Below are 17,459 nucleotides of genomic sequence, written 5' to 3' on the forward strand. Positions count from 1 at the left end.
TCAGGGCCTCACGAACGCGCGATGGTGCTGGTGCGGCGGATCTTCTTCTGCAACTGCAGGATGCCGTGGATCAGCGCTTCGGCCGTGGGCGGGCAGCCCGGCACGTAGATGTCCACCGGCACGATGCGATCGCAACCGCGCACCACCGAATAGGAATAGTGGTAATAACCACCGCCGTTCGCGCAGCTGCCCATCGAGATCACCCACTTCGGCTCGGGCATCTGGTCATAGACCTTGCGCAGCGCCGGGGCCATCTTGTTGACCAGGGTACCGGCCACGATCATCACGTCGGACTGGCGGGGGCTGGGACGGAAGATAACGCCGTAGCGATCCAGATCCAGTCGCGCCGCACCGGCATGCATCATCTCGACCGCGCAGCAGGCCAGGCCGAATGTCATCGGCCACATCGAGCCGGTGCGCGCCCAGTTCATCAGCGCATCGACGCTGGTGGTGGCGAAGCCACGCTGCACGATCGGGTTGTCGCCGGCCGGCCGCAGGATATCGTCGACAAGATTCAGCGGCTGCGGGTTATGCATCACCTTGTCGATGGAGGAGATCACTCCCATTCCAGTGCTCCCTTCTTCCACACGTAGGCAAAACCGATGACCAGCAGCAGCAGGAACAGCGCCATCTCGATCAACGCGATGATGCCGATCTGCTGGAACACGACCGCCCATGGAAACAGGAAGGCGATTTCCAGATCGAAAATGATGAACAGGATGGCGAGCAGGTAGTAGCGCACGTCGAAACGCATGCGCGCGTCTTCGAATGCCTCGAAGCCGCACTCGTAAGGCGCGAGTTTTTCCGCCTCGGGACGGCTAGGCCCTACCAGCAGGCCGACGGCCAGCAACACCAGGCCAAGGCCGGTGGCGACGCCGATGAACAACAGAACGGGCCAGTATTCGGCAAGCACGATGCAACTTACCTCCGCGCCATCAGGCGCATCAGTGACCGTGGCGACTTGTCCAGTAACTCACGGTCCGGCGACTTCGATTCGGCAGGCCGAGGCAGCCATGGGCTGCTCGACCACACTTGCGGGCATTGAAGCCGCAAGCATCCGATGTTCCGCGAGATGAACTCGCGAATCCCGCCATTGTATCAGCGCGCATGGGTACAACGACAAGCCTTGACGGCTGACAGCATGCGGACTATCGCCATGCGTTGCGGCCATGGCGTGACGGTATCGTCACATGGTGTGGGTGGCACGCTCCGAGTTCAGCGTACCGGCAAGGATGTTCTCGATGCGGCTACGCGCAGCTTCGGCGTCGCCCGACTCGTTGAAGTGGATGCCGATGCCGGCGGTACGATTGCCTTGCGCACCCAGCGGACTGATCCAGACCACCTTGCCGACCACCGACAGCCGCTCGGTTTCCTCGGCCAGGGTGACCAGCAGCACCACTTCATCACCCAGCGAATAGGCTTGCGCGGTTGGCGCGAACAGGCCGCCATGCTTGAGAAACGGCATGTACGCGTTGTACAGCGAGGCCGCATCCTTGATTTTCAGTGAAATGATGCCCTGACGGGCGCCCATGGGTTTCATGCGGGACTCCTGCCGGACGATTCCGCCGCCCGATCAATGATACTGATCTTAGACGCTACAATCCGCTGGTGCCACCACGGCGGCGCAGCCACGACATCATGCATTGTCGGATTGACTGGACAGCAGTGATTGTCGCTCGTTCACGAGTCGACCCCACGAAGCCGGCGGCACCCAGTCAGTGACCCAGGCCGGCACGGCGTCAGCCGCCATCGGACGCGAGATCGAAAAACCCTGTAGCTGGTGGCAGCCCAGCGAAGCCAGCAGATCACCCTGCTCCGCCGTCTCGACCCCTTCGGCAATCACCGTCTTCGCCAGCATGCGGGCGGTGGTAATGACGCCTGCGGCAATCGCCATGTTGCGCTCGTCGCTGAGGATATTGCGTACGAAACTCTGATCCAGCTTGATGTGCTCGATATCCAGTTTCTGGATATGGCTGAGCGACGCGCTACCCGTGCCGAAATCGTCCAGGCCGACGCGAATGCCGCGCCGACGACACTCCTCGATGACGGTTTTCGCGCGGGAATGATCCATCGAAGGACCGGTCTCGGTGACCTCGATGCCGAAGCCCACATCCATCACGTCCGGATAAGTATCGAGCACGGCGTCGATGTCGTTGAAAAACGCCGGATGCAGCAGATGACGGGTGCTGATGTTGATCGACACCGGAATCGAGATGCCTTCACGCATCCATGCCTGACAACGACGCAACGCCTCATCCAGCACATAGCGGCCAATCGGGCGCGCCAGCTGGGGATCGTCCAGCACATGCATGAAGCTGGCAGGCTCGATCAGTCCCTGCTCGGTGTCCTTCAGGCGAAGCAAGGCTTCCATTCCCGCCACTCCATGCCGCCCTGGCAGACCGTCGATGAACACAATCGGCTGAAACAGCAGCTGCAGATGTGACTGCTGCAACGCCTGGGCGATCCGTTCGCGCATCGCCTGCAGCCGCAGCTGCTCCAGCTCCATCACCGGCTCGTAAAGCGAGCCCCGATCCTTGCCATCTTCCTTGGCCGCATACATCGCCAGATCGGCATGCCGCACCAACCCTTCAGCATCGGACCCATCAAGCGGAAACAGGGTCCAGCCGATGCTGGCGGACAGATAAAGCTGCTCGCCCATGACATTGAACGGTGCCCGCAACGCCTGCAGGATGCAGCGACTGATCACGTCAAGCTGCTCCTGGCTGTCAAGACCGGAGATCACCAGCGCGAATTCATCACCACCGAAACGGGCCAGTACGTCTGCTTCACGCAGCATGCCCAGGATCCGTGCCGCCGCTTCCGCCAGCACACGATCGCCGCCGCCATGCCCGATCGTGTCATTGACGCTCTTGAAGCGATCCAGATCGAGCACGCCGACGGCAAGTTGTGACTGATCCCTGCCGGCCCGCGTTCTCGCCTGCTCCAGCAACTCGAACAACAGGCGCCGGTTCGGCAAGCCCGTGACCACGTCGTAGAAGGCCAGCCGCTCGACCCTGGCCTCGTGCATCTTCTGTTCGGTGATGTCGCGCTGCTGCCACAACCGCCCCTGCGGCACACCATCGATCCTGATCGGCACAAAGTCACGCAGGAAAATGCGGCCGCCCCGCATGGAGATCTCCTCGGCCTCGACCGGCTCGCCGCGAGCCAGAATCTGCTGGATCCTGGCCCACTCCCGCTCAGGGTCCTCATAGGCCGGTTTCAGAGAGTCATACATCCTGGATGCAGGTTGATTCTCCAGCTCGGCCGGTGTCTCGGACAAACCGAACAGGTTGCAGAAAGCCTCGTTGGCAAACTTCACGCGATTGTCTTCGGAAACCACCAGGATGCCGGTGTACTGGTTCGACAGGATGGTGCGGAAATGCTGCAGACTCAGCCGCAGATTGTGCTCAGCCACGACACGGGCAGCGCGCGCTCGCTGCATCTGGATACCCAGGCCGAGCTCGACCGTCATTTCCGAGAAGACCTGAACCTCCACCGCGTTGAAAGCATCCGTTCCAACCGCGCCAATCACGAACACTCCGATGATTGCCCCGTCCACCCGCAGCGGCAGGGCCAGCAATGCGTGCAAGGCTCCCATGCCTGTCCCCGACGGCCAGTCCATGCGACCCGACGACAGCCGATGACGGATATGCGCCTGACCTGTTGTCATGGCGATCACGGTTGCATCGTCTGCATGGCCGGGATCGCTCAGATCGAGCCTGACATTCGCGCCGATCTCCGGAATCAAACCATCATGGGCACGCAATTGCAGCAGCGTGCCGGAGTCTTCCTGCAGCAGACCGATCCACGCTGCCTGATAGCCGCCGGTACGCCTGGCCACACGACAGGCATCGGTCAGCAGCACCTGTTCGTCCACGCTGTGCGTTGCAAGCTTGATCATCTCGCTGAGCAATCGCAGCGCGCAGCGCTGGCGCGCCTCGTCCTGCACCGATTGCAGCAACCGCGTGCGCTGCGCGTCCGCCTCCAGCCCCAGCCCGATGCTTGCCGCGACCTGCTGCAGCAATTCGATCATCTGCGGTGAAAAGAAGCTGGCGTGCGACGACCGTATGACCAGTCCGGCACACACTTCACCAAACTTCAGCACCGGCACGGCGACGACAGAGGTGACCCCATGCCGCACATAGGCCGGGCGGAACATCTCCAGACCAGGGGTATGCCGGATATCAGCCTCCACCTGCGGTGCGCCCTGCCAGAACGTCGGGCGTGCAACCGAGAACGACATGCCTTCGGGGTAGATATCGCCCATGCCTGGGGCCACCCGTGCCGGCGCTATGCGGCGGAATTGGCTGCTGCCGCGATCAAGCTCACCCACCATCACAAAGCGGGCACCGATCCGGCGCTCAAGTACTTCGATGACTCCCTCGTACAGTACCGACGGGGCCAGTGAGCGGACCAGCAACTGACCGATCTCCGAGAGCGCTGCATAGAAGCTCTCACTGGACGCGTTGACCGCTCCCGTATCGACCTGCATCGAGTTCTGATCCGGATTGTGCATTCACGTGACCAGTCAGTGGATGGAATCGCCGCTACTGCCTAGATCTGCCACATCGGCGGTCGGCTGAAACAGTCGTCGACACGGGAGGATAGCCCGACACCGAGGCAAGCGCGCAGCCATGCCGTGATGATTCGCCACCATTGGTCGCACCCCCTGGTTCCCCTTGGCACCACGCTAGCCCTGTCAATCGACCTATGCAAGGCCGGCACCATGACGTGACAGATCGCACGGCAGCTCGCACCAGCCCCAATGATCGAAAATCCACGGCGATGGCAGGGTGGAAGCCAATCTGGCGAACTGTGATTGCCCTGCCATTCCGCCAGTTGGCGACAACCGATAACCACCACCCGGGACATGCTGCAGCGGGGCCTCATGCCAGTTCCAGCTCTGCGCACCTCTCGCACTGACCAGACTCAGTCGCAGCCATGGTCGCAGCCATCGGGGTGGCTGCCACGGCAGAACGGCAGATGACACTGCCGGCACTGTGAGGTAACTCTCGGCACGCATGGCCAGTCGTCGCATGCGCTGGCCGCTCAAGGCCATCTGGCTCTCATGTGCATCCAACGCCGCCAGCTTGTTCATCATTTGCTCGCGCGAGCCTTCAATTTCCACGAACCCGGCATGCCTGGCATGACCATGCACCAGATAGGTCAGCAGCTGCGGCGCGGCGGCCTGACTCGCCAACGCCAGCCGTACCAGCACGTGCGCCGCGCCATGATCGGGATGACGGTCATCGATCGATGGCAATGCGATCAGGCTGGGCCGAAACCGGCCGATTGTCGTGGCCAGCAGTGATACCGCCAGGCTTTCCGGCTGCAACAGGCAGGCATTGAGCCCCATGTCCGGCCAGCCCATGCATTCCAGCGCCGACTCCGGCAGATCAAGCTGTTGCATTGCTTGCCGCATTTCAGCCTGACGACGCTGCCCCCAGCGCTGCCTGTCGGCGTCGCGGATCCACAGTCGCCGCTCCAGCCAGCGCTGTGGCCACGGATTGTTGTCGCCGGCGGTCAACAGCAGAATGCGCACCTCGCCGCCCGCCGCCACCACCTGCTGGATCAACAGGCCAGTGGCGATAGTCTCGTCATCCGGGTGTGGCGCTATCACCAACAGCCGCGTCTGCCCGGAAAAAGCCGGCAACTCTGGCGCTGTCATCGCTGGCAACGCGTTGGCGACGACTCCCGTCAACGCCACTGCGCCAGCAGCTCCAGCAGCAGCAGATCGCCGCGCAGCGGACCGCGCAAGCCTTCGCGGGTGCGATTGAGGGCGTCGTACCAGTGCCCCAGCGCTTCAACGTCCATTGCGCTGGCCAGCGGCCCCGTGCTTCCCGCCGCGCGTGCCTTGATCTCGTCGGCCGTAGCCTGGGCAGCAAACCACAAGCGCTGGGCCGGCTCGCTATCCAGCCAGCGCTTGATCACCTCGGTCGACTGGCCGCGCCCGGCTGCCAGCGCGGCCAGGTCCTTGCGCACTTCCAGCCGTCGCTCCAGCGCTCCTTCCTGTGCCCAGAGATAGGCCTGACCCGGATTGCCGCTTGCGGCAACGAGTGCTGTCGCAGCGTCACTCACGCCTACGGCCTGCAACCAGGCCAAAGCATCGGCGGCAGCCGGCAACTGAAACTCGATCCGCTGGCAGCGGCTGCGGATGGTCTGTGGCATCCGCCATGGCGCATCGGCGAGCAGGATCAGCATGGTCTGTTGCGATGGTTCCTCCAGCGTCTTCAGCAACGCGTTGGCGGCGGCGGTATTCATCGCGTCGGCCGGGTCGATCATGGCTACCTGCCAGCCGCCGAACTGGCTGCGCATGGCCAGCCGCGCCGACAGCTCGCGGATCTGCTCGACCACGATCTCGCTGCGCTGTACGCCGTCCTTGCGCAGGCCGAAGCTCAGCGCAACCAGGTCCGGGTGCGAGCCAGCCGCCAGCAGCAGGCAACTGCGGCAACCACCGCAGGCTTCGCCGTCGATCGGTCGCTCGCACAGCAAGCCCTGCACGAAACGCTGGGCGAATGCGCGCTTGCCGAGTCCAGCCGGTCCGCATAGCAACAGCGCATGCGGCAGCGCATCGCGCTGGCGGCGTGCCTGCAGGCGCAGCCAGTGTTCCGCATGCCAGGGCATGGTGCTCATGTGATCGCCTCGAACAGATGCGCCATCGCAACCATCGCTGCCTGGAGCACATCGGACGGTGACTGACCGGCATCGATCATGCGGAAGCGCTGCGGTTCGGCAGCGGCACGCTGGCGATACGTTGCGCGCACGCGCTCGAAGAAGCTGTCCGCTTCGACCTCGATGCGATCAGCATCGCCGCGACCGGCAGCACGCGCCCGTCCGGTCGCCACCGGCAGATCGAGCAACAACGTCAGGTCTGGCCTGATACCGGCACAGGCCCAGTGCTCAAGTTCGGCAATGCGCGACTCCGGCTGACCGCGACCGCCGCCCTGATAGGCGTAGCTGGCATCGGCAAACCGGTCGCACAGCACCCACTTGCCCGCGCGCAGTGCCGGTTCGATCAATTCGCGCACCAATTGCGCGCGCGAGGCGAACATCAGCAACAGTTCGGTCTCGGCGGCCAGGTCGTGCAGCGCCGGATCGAGCACGATGGTGCGCACCGCCTCGCCCACCCGCGTGCCACCGGGTTCGCGAGTCTGCACCAGGGCGATGCCGTGCTGCTCGATGCAGGCGCGCAACCCGGCCAGCAGGGTGCTCTTGCCGGCACCCTCGCCGCCTTCGAGGCTGATGAATTTCCCACGCGCGGCTTCCATGGACGATGCGCTCATCATTGGCAATGCTTCCGCTGGTAGCAGTCGACGTTGCGGTTGTGCTCGTCCAGCGTGCTGGAAAACGCATGGGCGCCGTCGCCACGGGCAACGAAGTAGAGCTCGGTGCCGGGTGCCGGGTGCAAGGTCGCCAGCAGCGCCGGCTTGCCCGGCAGCGCGATCGGCGTCGGTGGCAAACCCGGTCGGGTATAGGTGTTGTACGGCGTATCGGTGGCGAGGTCGCTCTTGTGGATATTGCCGGTGTAACTCGCGCCCATGCCGTAGATCACGCTGGGGTCGGTTTGCAGCAGCATGTGATTTTCCAGACGCCGTACGAACACGCCGGCGATCCGCGCACGCTCATCGGCACGGCCGGTTTCCTTCTCCACGATCGAGGCCAGGATCAGCGCATCGTACGGCATGGCCAAAGGCAAATCCTTGTCACGTGCAGGCCATAGCGCATCGAGCGTCTTGACCATGTCGGCGTGCGCGCGCTTGAGAATGTCCAGATCACCATCCCCTTTCACATAGGCGTAGGTCTCCGGCAGGAAACGTCCTTCCGGCGCCTCCCCGGGAGCACCGATCTTCTGCATGATCGTTGCATCGTCCAGACTGGCACTGTCGTGGTCGAGCTTGTCGGCCTTGGCCAGTGCCTGGCGCAATTCGGCGAAAGTCCAGCCGTCCACGATGGTGAAGTTGCGCTGCATCACCTTGCCGGCCGCCATGTTGGCGAGCAGCTGGCGTGGCGTGATGCCCGTCGTCAGCGCGTACTCGCCGGCATGCAGCTTGCCTGCCACTCGCATCTGCTCGGCCAGCAGCCGCCAGTACAGCGGATTGGCCATGCTCAGCTTGCGCTGGTTCAGTTCACCAACGATGTTCCTGAAGCTGGTACCACGACCGATATCGATGCTGTCGCCCTGCGTGGTCACCTGCAGAGGCGTGTTGCTGAAACGATTGAAGTCGTTCCAGCCATACAGCAGCGCACCGCCGATCGCCAGCAGCGCGAGCAGTATCCATGGCCATGCGCGTCCGCGCATCGATCGGTGACTCATCCGTCCTGCTCCATCGAAAAACCCAGATTGTGCCAGTGCAGTTGCAGCCGGCGTGTGAGTACGCCTGGGGCATACGCCCGATCATCCAGCGACTGTACCGGCAGGATGCCGCGCACGCTGGAACTGAGAAAGACCTCGCTGGCACCCAACAAGGCATCCAGTGTCAGTTCGCCCACTTGCGCCTGCGGGCATGCCGCCAACACTTCGGCACGGGCCACGCCAGCCACGCCGCAGCGATCCAGCGCCGGCGTCAGCAGTACACCATCAACCACGGCAAACAGGTTGGCCATGGTTGCCGAAATCACTCGACCGTGGCTATCGCAAAGCACACCCTCGGCGATCGCCTCATCGTCCCACTCGGCACGCGCAAGCACCTGTTCCAGCCGGTTCAGATGTTTCATGCCGGCGAGCCGCGGTTGTTCGGCCAGACGGAGATCGCACACACGCATGCGCACGCCCTGCACATGCGCCGAGTCCGCGACCTTCGGCGGTGCGAAAGCTGCCACTACACGCATCGGCTGCGGCGATACCGGCAACGCGTAACCGCGCTCGCCGACACCGCGGGTTACGGTGATGCGTACCACCGCCTGCGGCATGTCGCGAATGACTTCCAAGGCCTCGCGCCACAATTGCGCCGTATCAGGCGCCGGTATCCGCAGGCGTTCGCAGCTTTCGCTGAGCCGTTGCATGTGGCGCGACCACAACGGCGCCACGGTACCGACAAAACGGATGCTCTCGAACAGGCCGTCGCCGTAAGCCAGGCCGCGATCCCGTGCCGGAACCCGGTCGGCCGCTGCGCCGTTGATCAGCATGCGCGCCGTCATCAGTCCGGCACTCCCAGCGCACGCAGCAGACCTCGCGCCTTGGCGCGGGTTTCATCGAGCTCCAGCTCAGCCACCGAATCAGCGACGATTCCGGCACCCGCGCGCAGGCTGACTTCATCGCCGGTCAGGGTCAGGGTGCGGATCAGGATGTTCAAGTCGAGGTCACCGTTGCGATCGAGATAGCCCAGCGCGCCGGTATAGGCGCCACGCGGAGCGTCTTCCAGTGCGGCGATGATTTCCATGCAGCGCACCTTGGGACAGCCAGTGATGGTGCCGCCGGGGAACGTGGCGGCGATGACTTCACCGGGCGTCACTTCGGCCCGCAGGCGGCCTCGTACATTGGAGACAATGTGGTGAACGTGGGCGTAACTTTCCACCGCCATCAACTCGTCGACCTCGACCGTGCCCGGCACGCAGACGCGACCGAGATCGTTGCGCTCCAGATCGATCAGCATCACATGTTCGGCGCGTTCCTTCGGATGCGCGCTCAATTCGCGGATGCGGGCCAGCTCGTCATCGCCAGGCAATCGCGGTCGCGTGCCGGCGATCGGCCGGGTCTGCGCCAGGCCACGACGCACCTCGACCAGCCGTTCCGGCGAGGAACTCACCACGGCCCAGGCCGGTTGCTGCAGCAGGCCGGCAAACGGGGCCGGATTGGCCCGGCGCAGCACGTCATACAACGCCGCCGGCGTGGGTGGTTGCGCATAGCGAGCACACCAGGCGCGCGACAGGTTCACCTGAAAAATATCGCCGGCATAAAGGTGTTCGTGGATGCGTGCAACACCATCGAGAAACAATGGCGGCGCATCCTCTTCCCATGTGGTCGGTGCAGGCAACGACGGGATCAGCGGTGCGGCGGCGAGATCTGACTCCAACATGTCGAGCAAATCCTCATGGCCAGCCTCGGCAAGCAGGATCGTGCAGTCGCGCGCGTGATCGACGATTACCGCGGCCGGGCAGCGCACAGCCAGTGCCACCGGCAAGGCAGACGGCGGCCGCAACCTCAGCTTCGGCTCGATCTCGCCTGCCAGTTCGTACGCCAGCAGCAGCACCCAGCCACCATGGAATGGCAGCTCATCGTCAGCTGGCGGCAATCGTTCGGCTTGCCAGGCCGCATCCAGCGCATCGAGGAAACGCCCACTCTGCAGATTTCCGGCGCCATCACACAGACGGCCATCCGCGTACAGCGTGAGCCGATCGCGGGGGAACCCGAAAAGGATGTCGTAACGCGACTGCGCGGTGCCGCGCACCACGCTTTCGAGCAGGCACGGGTAGCGTTCCGGAAACGAAGCGGCCGGCGCGAGCAAATCGCGCCGGCCGGCCAGAATACGACGATGGCAGGTCACTCTCAGACGCGGCGGAATGCCAGCGTGCCGTTGGTGCCGCCAAAGCCGAACGAGTTGGAGATCGCCACGTCGAGCTTGGCTTCGCGCGCGGTGTGCGGCACGAAATCCAGATCGCAGCCTTCGCTCGGCTCGTCCAGGTTGATTGTCGGTGGCAACACCTGGTCGCGCAGCGCCAGGATGGTGAAGATTGCCTCGACGCCGCCGGCTGCACCAAGCAGGTGGCCGGTGGTCGACTTGGTCGAGCTCATCGCCAGCTTGTAGGCGTGATCACCGAAGACCTTCTTCGCTGCCATCACCTCACCCAGATCGCCAAGTGGTGTGGAGGTGCCATGCGCGTTGATGTACTGCACGTCGGCCGGGGCAAGCTGGGCATCGTTCAAGGCGCTCTGCATGCAGCGCGCCGCACCCTCGCCGCCCTCGCTCGGCGCGGTCATGTGGAAGGCGTCGCCGCTCATGCCGAAGCCCGCCAGCTCGGCATAGATCCGGGCGCCGCGCGCCTTGGCATGTTCGTACTCTTCCAGCATCAGCACGCCGGCGCCGTCGGACAGCACGAAGCCGTCACGATCCTTGTCCCACGGACGACTGGCCTTGGTCGGCTCGTCATTGCGGGTGGACATCGCCTTGGCCGAACAGAAGCCGGCCATCGCAGTACCGGTGGTGGCGAACTCGGCGCCGCCGGCGATCATCGCATCGGCATCGCCGTACTGGATCATCCGCGCGGCCAGACCGATGTTGTGGGTCGCCGTGGTGCATGCGGTAACGCAAGCGATATTCGGCCCCTTCAGGCCGAACATGATCGACAGCTGGCCCGAGACCATGTTGATGATCGAGCTGGGCACGTAGAACGGCGACACCCGGCGCGGTCCCTTGGCGGCAAGTTCGAGCGTGGTCGCTTCGATCGTGTACAAACCGCCGATGCCGGCGCCGACGGCCACACCGATGCGCGGTGCGTTCTCTTCGGTCACTTCCAGCCCGGAATCACGCAAAGCCTGGGTACCCGCCGCCACGCCATAGTGGATGAACGGGTCCATCTTCTTGACGTCCTTGAGCGGCATCCACTGGGACGGATCGAAACCGCTGACCTGGCCGGCGATGCGCGTGGAATAAGCTGAGGTGTCGAAATGGGTGACCGGGCCGATCCCGCTGACACCCTTGAGGACACGCTCCCAGGCGCTGGCGAGTTCGTTGCCGACCGGCGAGATGATGCCCATGCCGGTCACTACCACACGTCGCTTGCTCATGCTGATCTTCCTTCGTGATTCCGTAAACCCGCGGCGGGCGTGCGCCTCGCGACACGGATCGCAGATACGTCATCAACCTCGGCTTAGGCGCATCCTGCGCACCATACGGGGTCGGACGTTACAAATTGCAGAAACGAAAACTGCGCCAAGAAGGCGCAGCATTCAGTATCGCTGTATGAACCGACTGGCTCGCAGAGTGCAGGCCAGTCAGGCGCACAGCGATCAATGGCGAACCGATCAATCCTTGGAGTGGGCCTTGATGTAGTCAACGGCCTGCTGCACGGTGGTGATCTTCTCGGCATCTTCGTCGGGAATCTCGGTCTCGAACTCTTCCTCGAGCGCCATCACCAGTTCCACCGTGTCCAGCGAGTCTGCGCCCAGATCGTCCACGAACGAAGCGTTCGCCGTGACTTCATCTTCCTTCACGCCCAACTGCTCGATGACGATTTTCTTGACGCGCTCTTCGATGGTGCTCATGTTGCCCATACCTCTCAAGGAGTAAATGTTTGTCTGTGCCGGCGTAATGCCCGCAAAAGGCCGGCGGCATTGTAGTGGTTAAACCGCGAAGCCGCCACGATCCGCCGGTGATACCAGGACGCAGCCCAAATGGGCCGACGCGAAAGCGCAATTGTCGCCTAAAACGAGCCCGCTGGCGACAACTGCCTGCGCATGCCTTACGGCATGTACATGCCGCCGTTGACGTGCAGGGTCTCGCCAGTGATATAGGCCGCCGCCGGCGAGGCCAGGAAACCCACCGCCTTGGCGATGTCAGCCACCTCGCCAAGCCGGCCCAGAGCGATCTGGCCGAGCAGCGCCTGCTTCGACTCTTCGGGCAAGGCGCGGGTCATGTCGGTATCGATGAAGCCTGGCGCCACCACGTTGACGGTGATGCCGCGGGTGCCGATTTCGCGCGCCAGCGACTTGGAGAACGCAATGATGCCGGCCTTCGCCGCCGCGTAATTCGCCTGGCCCGGATTGCCGGTAAGGCCGATCACCGAGGCGATCGAGATGATGCGGCCCTTGCGTGCCTTCATCATCCCGCGCATTACCGCCTTGGAGGTGCGATAGACCGAGCTGAGGTTGGTATCGAGGATGACGTTCCAGTCTTCCTCGCGCATGCGCATCAGCAGCTGGTCGCGGGTGATGCCGGCGTTGTTGACCAGGATCGACACCGCGCCGAATTCCCTCGCGATGCTGTCGACCAGCGCGTCGACCGCGGCGCTGTCGGTGACATTCAGCACGCGACCATGGCCACCATGTGCTGCCAGTCGATCACCGATCGCCGCAGCACCACTCTCGCTGGTCGCGGTGCCGATCACGGTGGCGCCCATCGCTGCCAGTTCGTCGGCAATCGCCGCACCGATGCCGCGGCTGGCGCCGGTGACCAGCGCGATTTCACCTTGCAGTGGCTTGCTCATCTGTTGAGGTTCCTGACATTCAATCAATGGAAGAAATCATGAGTACCGGGGAAGGTCACGCCCATTCGGCGAACGCAGCATCCAATTCGGCCGGTGCACCGATCGCACGTGCATCGACCGTCTTGTCGATGCGCTTGATCAGGCCGCTCAGCACCTTGCCGGGGCCACACTCCGCAATGCGGGTAGCACCACCAGCAGCCAGCGCCTGCACGCATTCAGTCCAGCGCACAGGCAGGTACAGCTGGCGCTGCAGCGCGCCGCGAATTTCATCAACCGAGCCGTAGCTGCGCGCTTCGGCGTTCTGTACCACAGGGATCGACGGCAGCTGCCAGCTGATCGAGCCCATGCGTTCACCCAGCTTGTCAGCGGCATCGCGCATCAAGGCGCAATGCGATGGCACCGAGACAGCCAGCCTGATCACCTTCTTCACGCCCAGCTCGGCAACCCTCGCCAGCGCACGATCGACCGCCTCGGCATTACCGGCGATCACCAGTTGGCCGGGTGAATTGAAGTTCGCCGGCGACACCACCTGTCCCTGCGCCACCTCTTCGCACACCGCAGCAATCTGCGCATCGTCGCCACCGAGGATCGCCGCCATCGCGCCCACGCCGGCCGGCACGGCTGCCTGCATCAAACGACCGCGCTCGGCCACCAGCGCTGCCGCATCATGCAGGGACAGTGCGCCGGCACAGACCAGCGCGCTGTACTCGCCCAGGCTGTGACCTGACAACTGTGCCGGCTGCACGCCACCCAGCTTCTGCCACACCCGCCATACCGCCACGCTGGCAGCGAGGAGTGCCGGCTGGGTGTTCTCGGTACGGTTGAGCTGGTCTTCCGGCCCGCGAGCGCTCAAGTTCCACAGATCGAGCCCGGCACCCTGCGAGGCCTCTGCAAACGTCGCCTGCACTTCGGCATGCGCGGCGGCAAGCTCGGCCAGCATGCCGACCGATTGCGAGCCCTGACCGGGGAAAACAAAAGCGAGCGAGGCGGAAGTTGAACTCATGGATGCGGAGATTCCATCGACGAAAACCGCCATGGTGCCAGCATCGCTGCCCATACGCAGCTGTATTCGTTATTTTTGCAGGGTGGAAAAGCACAATGCCACCCGAAGGCGGCATTGTAGAGAAAACCTGAACTGCTCCGGCTCAGTAGCGCAGCAGCGCCGAAGCCCAGGTGAAGCCGCCGCCGAACGCTTCCAGCAACAGGTTCTGGCCACGCTGCACCTTGCCCGAACGCACCGCGTAATCGAGCGCCAGCGGCACCGAACCGGACGAAGTATTGGCGTGCTTGTCGACCGTGACGATGACCCGGTCCATGGACATCTTCAGCCGCTTGGCGGTGGCCTCGATGATGCGCAGGTTCGCCTGATGCGGGATCAGCCAGTCGATGTCCGACTCCACCATATTGGCAGCCTGCAGGGTTTCCTCCACCAGCGAGTCGAGCGTCTTCACCGCGACCTTGAACACTTCACGACCTGACATGTTGATGCGCACGCCGTGATTGGGCTCGTCCTTGAAACCGACCGACACGCCCACCGGGTTGTACAACAGATGCTTGAAGCCGCCATCGGCATGCAGGCAGGTGGCATAGATGCCAGGCTCGCTGGAAGCTTCCAGCACCACGGCGCCCGCACCGTCGCCAAACAGCACGCAACTTTCACGTTCGGTCCAGTCGACCATCCGGGTCAGCGTCTCGGCACCGATCACCAGCACCTTCTTCGACTGCCCGCTCTTGATGAACTTGTCGGCAATGCCCAGCGCATAGACAAAGCCCGAACAGGCGGCATTGACGTCGAACGCGGCGCAGCCGTTCGCACCGAGTCGATGCTGCACCAGGCAGGCGGTGGACGGAAAGATGATGTCCGGCGTGGTGGTGCCAAGCACGATCAGGTCAAGCTCGGACGCCTTGACACCGGCCGCTTCCAGCGCACGCTGCGCGGCAAGGAATGCAAGGTCGCCAGTGGTTTCCCCGTCAGCAGCAATATGGCGCTGACGAATACCCGTGCGGGTATGGATCCACTCGTCGCTGGTATCGACGATCTTTTCCAGATCGGCATTGGTGACCACGCGCTCTGGCAGCGCGCTGCCGGTGGCAATGATGCGGGAGTAGATCTGGGCCATTCAGCTATCCATCAATGAAACGGAGGATTGAACGCCTTGGGTGGCGTCTGCGCAATGCCGTACTGGATATTCCGGCATCCATGAACGCAAAACGGCGCGTCGCCGCGCCGTCTCGCATGATCGTGTCCCGGAACCCCTGAGGGTTCCGCCGAACCGATCAATCCTCGACCGACACCGCACCCTTGGTTTCGATCACTTTCTTGCCGCGGTAGTAGCCATCCTTGGTGACGTGATGGCGCAGATGCACTTCGCCACTGGTCGGATCGGTGGACAGCTGCACGGTCTTCAGCGCGTCGTGCGAACGACGCATGCCGCGGGTGGACGGGGTACGGCGGCTCTTGGCAACTGCCATGGTAATTCTCCAACGGAAACTTGATGATCTGTTGCGACAAAACCAGGATCGGATGATCCGGGTCGGTGTTTACTTCTTCAGTTCGCGCAATACCGCGAACGGATTTTCGGAGCGCCCCTCACCGGCGGAATTCTCTTCCGGTTCGTGGCCTGTCACTTCGTCGGGCAGACTGCTGTCCGGATTGATCGGAATCAGCGGCAGCGCCAACAGCAATTCGTCTTCGATGACATCTGCCGGTTTCAACCGGCCATCCTCAGCCACCAGCAGTGGTTCGCAATCGGGCGGCAAGCCGGCCTCATCGCGCTCCAGCTTGATCAGGCCAAGCCGGGTGTTCACCACCACTGGCAGTACAAACGGTTCCAGCGTGCGTTGGCAGACCAGCGTGAGCGAAGCCTGCGCGCGAACATCGAGATAGTCCGTACCCAGGCTGTCGCGCCCGAAATCCAGCTCGAATTGCGCCACCCCATCGGGGCCCGCCAGTGCCTCGCACAGGCGTGACATGGCCGCGATGGGTAGCGTTCCCTCAAACGAACGCCGCGCCGAGACCATGCGCCAAGCGTCCACGGACTCTGGCAGTGTCACGGACATAATCGCGAAATATTAGGTATGAAGCCGTCCCAAGTCAACTGGTATGGCTATCCAGAGCCATGAAACACCCCTTTCAGAGGCTTATTTTGCCTGATCCGGCCTCGATGCGGCAGACTGAATCCCTTCGCCACCTGAACTGCCACTCGTGAATGACTATCTGACGCCCGGCGTCACCATACTGTTGTTGCTGCTGGTTGCCGGCGTTGGCTGGGCCCTCCTCATGCGTCGACGCCAGGCGCTGCGCAGCCGCAGCCTGCAGACTCTGCTCGATCTGGCCGATCGGCTCGAAACAGACCTCAAGACCTGCCGCTCCGGCCTGCAGCAGGCGCATGCCGTAATGTCGCTCAATCCCGACCTGCCCGCCGCCAGCGAACAGGATGCCCAGCATGCCATCGATGGTGGCCTGCGTGCCTTGTTGCAACAGCGGCTGTGGATTCGTGATCAGTCGGCACATGCCAGCCAGCGTGAGCTGGACGAAGCTGCCAACTCGATGCGCCATACGCGCGATCGCCTGCAACCCCTGTTGCAGGCGCTTACCCAAGCCCAGCACGACCTGAACAGCGCCATGCGCGAACACATCCGTCGCGAATCCGATACATGACAGCCTCGGCGCTGGCAGCGCCCCGACTGGTGCTGGGCTCCACTTCGCGTTACCGCGCCGAGCTGCTGCACCGGCTGGCGCTCGATTTCGAGCAATGCGCACCCGGCACGGACGAATCTGCGTTGCCCGGCGAGCTTCCCGCAGCACGCGCGCTACGCCTGGCGATTGCCAAGGCCGACGCTGCGGCGAATGGGCTGCGCGATGCATTGGTGATCGGTTCCGACCAGGTGGCCGAACTCGACGGACTGACCCTCGACAAGCCCGGTACGAACGAACGCGCCCGCGCCCAGCTCAGCGTCAGCTCGGGTCGCGAGGTGCATTTCCATACTGCGCTGTGCCTGCTCGACACCCGCGACGGTCGTCGGCAAACCCATGTCGATCACACCCGCGTGCGCTTCCGTGTATTGAGCGCAGGGGAAATCGAACGCTATATCGAACGCGAGCAACCGCTCGACTGCGCTGGCAGTTTCAAGTGCGAAGGTCTGGGTATCAGCCTGTTCGAGGCTATCGACAATCACGACCCCAGCGCGCTGATCGGATTGCCGCTGATCGCGCTGGCGCGATTGCTGCGCGAGGCCGGCATCGAACTGCCATAGGACCGGCTTTGCCGGACAATCGCTACACTGCCTCCGTGCCCCTCAACCCGCCCTGCACC

19 protein-coding genes are annotated in these 17,459 nt (G+C 63.4%); 2 read left to right on the forward strand and 17 right to left on the reverse strand.

What is annotated here, in order from left to right; all coding sequences use genetic code 11:
- Positions 1 to 8 precede the first annotated feature (8 nt).
- The 17 genes from B0E51_RS05315 to B0E51_RS05395 all read right to left on the reverse strand — a co-directional run bounded on the left by B0E51_RS05315 (position 9) and on the right by B0E51_RS05395 (position 16,164).
- Complete coding sequence (locus tag B0E51_RS05315; protein ID WP_077443813.1) at positions 9 to 566, reverse strand: NADH-quinone oxidoreductase subunit B; 558 nt, start codon at positions 564 to 566, stop codon at positions 9 to 11.
- Positions 557 to 913: an NADH-quinone oxidoreductase subunit A gene (gene ndhC / locus B0E51_RS05320; RefSeq protein ID WP_077443814.1), complete on the reverse strand. Its 357-nt coding sequence runs from the start codon at positions 911 to 913 to the stop codon at positions 557 to 559. The genes B0E51_RS05315 and ndhC overlap by 10 nt, the downstream gene beginning before the upstream one ends.
- Before the next feature lie 273 nt (positions 914 to 1,186).
- The gene (locus B0E51_RS05325; RefSeq protein WP_077443815.1) at positions 1,187 to 1,540 is read right to left on the reverse strand and encodes a PilZ domain-containing protein; all 354 of its coding nucleotides are present in this window, start codon (positions 1,538 to 1,540) and stop codon (positions 1,187 to 1,189) included.
- 96 nt (positions 1,541 to 1,636) lie between these two features.
- Positions 1,637 to 4,516, reverse strand: a complete 2,880-nt coding sequence (locus B0E51_RS05330; RefSeq protein ID WP_254424416.1) for an EAL domain-containing protein — start codon at positions 4,514 to 4,516, stop codon at positions 1,637 to 1,639.
- Positions 4,517 to 4,708: 192 nt separating this feature from the next.
- Positions 4,709 to 5,707 (reverse strand): PIG-L deacetylase family protein, encoded by a 999-nt coding sequence (locus tag B0E51_RS05335; protein ID WP_343124658.1) that lies wholly within the window; start codon positions 5,705 to 5,707, stop codon positions 4,709 to 4,711.
- Positions 5,698 to 6,633: a DNA polymerase III subunit delta' gene (gene holB, locus B0E51_RS05340; protein WP_077443817.1), complete on the reverse strand. Its 936-nt coding sequence runs from the start codon at positions 6,631 to 6,633 to the stop codon at positions 5,698 to 5,700. The genes B0E51_RS05335 and holB overlap by 10 nt, the downstream gene beginning before the upstream one ends.
- Positions 6,630 to 7,268 carry a dTMP kinase gene (gene tmk / locus B0E51_RS05345; RefSeq protein ID WP_077443818.1) on the reverse strand — a complete coding sequence of 213 codons (639 nt, stop codon included), beginning with the start codon at positions 7,266 to 7,268 and terminating at the stop codon, positions 6,630 to 6,632. Before tmk ends, holB begins: the two co-directional genes overlap by 4 nt.
- Before the next feature lie 14 nt (positions 7,269 to 7,282).
- Positions 7,283 to 8,314 carry an endolytic transglycosylase MltG gene (gene mltG, locus B0E51_RS05350; RefSeq protein WP_077443819.1) on the reverse strand — a complete coding sequence of 344 codons (1,032 nt, stop codon included), beginning with the start codon at positions 8,312 to 8,314 and terminating at the stop codon, positions 7,283 to 7,285.
- Positions 8,311 to 9,138, reverse strand: coding sequence for an aminodeoxychorismate lyase (gene pabC / locus B0E51_RS05355; RefSeq protein ID WP_077443820.1), 828 nt, complete (start codon positions 9,136 to 9,138; stop codon positions 8,311 to 8,313). Before pabC ends, mltG begins: the two co-directional genes overlap by 4 nt.
- Entirely contained in the window at positions 9,138 to 10,484 is a 1,347-nt protein-coding gene (locus B0E51_RS05360) for an aminodeoxychorismate synthase component I (RefSeq protein ID WP_077443821.1), read from the reverse strand. Before B0E51_RS05360 ends, pabC begins: the two co-directional genes overlap by 1 nt.
- Positions 10,485 to 10,486: 2 nt before the next feature.
- Positions 10,487 to 11,725: a beta-ketoacyl-ACP synthase II gene (gene fabF, locus B0E51_RS05365; protein ID WP_077443822.1), complete on the reverse strand. Its 1,239-nt coding sequence runs from the start codon at positions 11,723 to 11,725 to the stop codon at positions 10,487 to 10,489.
- 237 nt (positions 11,726 to 11,962) lie between these two features.
- Positions 11,963 to 12,202, reverse strand: coding sequence for an acyl carrier protein (gene acpP / locus B0E51_RS05370; RefSeq protein WP_007805185.1), 240 nt, complete (start codon positions 12,200 to 12,202; stop codon positions 11,963 to 11,965).
- Positions 12,203 to 12,399: 197 nt separating this feature from the next.
- Positions 12,400 to 13,143 carry a 3-oxoacyl-ACP reductase FabG gene (fabG, locus tag B0E51_RS05375; RefSeq protein WP_077443823.1) on the reverse strand — a complete coding sequence of 248 codons (744 nt, stop codon included), beginning with the start codon at positions 13,141 to 13,143 and terminating at the stop codon, positions 12,400 to 12,402.
- Positions 13,144 to 13,198: 55 nt separating this feature from the next.
- Positions 13,199 to 14,146 (reverse strand): ACP S-malonyltransferase, encoded by a 948-nt coding sequence (gene fabD / locus B0E51_RS05380; RefSeq protein WP_077443957.1) that lies wholly within the window; start codon positions 14,144 to 14,146, stop codon positions 13,199 to 13,201.
- Positions 14,147 to 14,288: 142 nt separating this feature from the next.
- Positions 14,289 to 15,263 carry a beta-ketoacyl-ACP synthase III gene (locus tag B0E51_RS05385; RefSeq protein ID WP_077443824.1) on the reverse strand — a complete coding sequence of 325 codons (975 nt, stop codon included), beginning with the start codon at positions 15,261 to 15,263 and terminating at the stop codon, positions 14,289 to 14,291.
- A gap of 157 nt (positions 15,264 to 15,420) precedes the next feature.
- Entirely contained in the window at positions 15,421 to 15,615 is a 195-nt protein-coding gene (rpmF, locus tag B0E51_RS05390) for a 50S ribosomal protein L32 (protein ID WP_077441856.1), read from the reverse strand.
- A 69-nt stretch (positions 15,616 to 15,684) separates the two neighbouring features.
- Positions 15,685 to 16,164: a YceD family protein gene (locus B0E51_RS05395; protein WP_077443958.1), complete on the reverse strand. Its 480-nt coding sequence runs from the start codon at positions 16,162 to 16,164 to the stop codon at positions 15,685 to 15,687.
- A gap of 184 nt (positions 16,165 to 16,348) precedes the next feature.
- On the opposite strand from B0E51_RS05395, the gene B0E51_RS05400 reads away from it, so the two are divergent.
- Positions 16,349 to 16,804 (forward strand): hypothetical protein, encoded by a 456-nt coding sequence (locus B0E51_RS05400; protein WP_077443825.1) that lies wholly within the window; start codon positions 16,349 to 16,351, stop codon positions 16,802 to 16,804.
- The gene (locus B0E51_RS05405) at positions 16,801 to 17,400 is read left to right on the forward strand and encodes a Maf family nucleotide pyrophosphatase (RefSeq protein WP_077443826.1); all 600 of its coding nucleotides are present in this window, start codon (positions 16,801 to 16,803) and stop codon (positions 17,398 to 17,400) included. Before B0E51_RS05400 ends, B0E51_RS05405 begins: the two co-directional genes overlap by 4 nt.
- Positions 17,401 to 17,459: the final 59 nt, after the last annotated feature.

Source organism: Rhodanobacter sp. C05 (assembly GCF_002001165.1).
Taxonomy (GTDB): Bacteria; Pseudomonadota; Gammaproteobacteria; order Xanthomonadales; family Rhodanobacteraceae; genus Rhodanobacter.

What these genes read in the sequence shown, in the direction of transcription:
- B0E51_RS05315 (WP_077443813.1), bottom strand. Translation starts at nt 566, where the DNA reads ATGGGAGTGATCTCCTCCATCGACAAGGTGATGCATAACCCGCAGCCG.
- B0E51_RS05325 (WP_077443815.1), bottom strand. Translation starts at nt 1,540, where the DNA reads ATGAAACCCATGGGCGCCCGTCAGGGCATCATTTCACTGAAAATCAAG.
- B0E51_RS05330 (WP_254424416.1), bottom strand. Translation starts at nt 4,516, where the DNA reads ATGCACAATCCGGATCAGAACTCGATGCAGGTCGATACGGGAGCGGTC.
- holB (WP_077443817.1), bottom strand. Translation starts at nt 6,633, where the DNA reads ATGAGCACCATGCCCTGGCATGCGGAACACTGGCTGCGCCTGCAGGCA.
- tmk (WP_077443818.1), bottom strand. Translation starts at nt 7,268, where the DNA reads ATGGAAGCCGCGCGTGGGAAATTCATCAGCCTCGAAGGCGGCGAGGGT.
- mltG (WP_077443819.1), bottom strand. Translation starts at nt 8,314, where the DNA reads ATGAGTCACCGATCGATGCGCGGACGCGCATGGCCATGGATACTGCTC.
- pabC (WP_077443820.1), bottom strand. Translation starts at nt 9,138, where the DNA reads ATGACGGCGCGCATGCTGATCAACGGCGCAGCGGCCGACCGGGTTCCG.
- fabF (WP_077443822.1), bottom strand. Translation starts at nt 11,725, where the DNA reads ATGAGCAAGCGACGTGTGGTAGTGACCGGCATGGGCATCATCTCGCCG.
- acpP (WP_007805185.1), bottom strand. Translation starts at nt 12,202, where the DNA reads ATGAGCACCATCGAAGAGCGCGTCAAGAAAATCGTCATCGAGCAGTTG.
- fabG (WP_077443823.1), bottom strand. Translation starts at nt 13,143, where the DNA reads ATGAGCAAGCCACTGCAAGGTGAAATCGCGCTGGTCACCGGCGCCAGC.
- fabD (WP_077443957.1), bottom strand. Translation starts at nt 14,146, where the DNA reads ATGAGTTCAACTTCCGCCTCGCTCGCTTTTGTTTTCCCCGGTCAGGGC.
- B0E51_RS05385 (WP_077443824.1), bottom strand. Translation starts at nt 15,263, where the DNA reads ATGGCCCAGATCTACTCCCGCATCATTGCCACCGGCAGCGCGCTGCCA.
- rpmF (WP_077441856.1), bottom strand. Translation starts at nt 15,615, where the DNA reads ATGGCAGTTGCCAAGAGCCGCCGTACCCCGTCCACCCGCGGCATGCGT.
- B0E51_RS05395 (WP_077443958.1), bottom strand. Translation starts at nt 16,164, where the DNA reads ATGGTCTCGGCGCGGCGTTCGTTTGAGGGAACGCTACCCATCGCGGCC.
- B0E51_RS05405 (WP_077443826.1), top strand. Translation starts at nt 16,801, where the DNA reads ATGACAGCCTCGGCGCTGGCAGCGCCCCGACTGGTGCTGGGCTCCACT.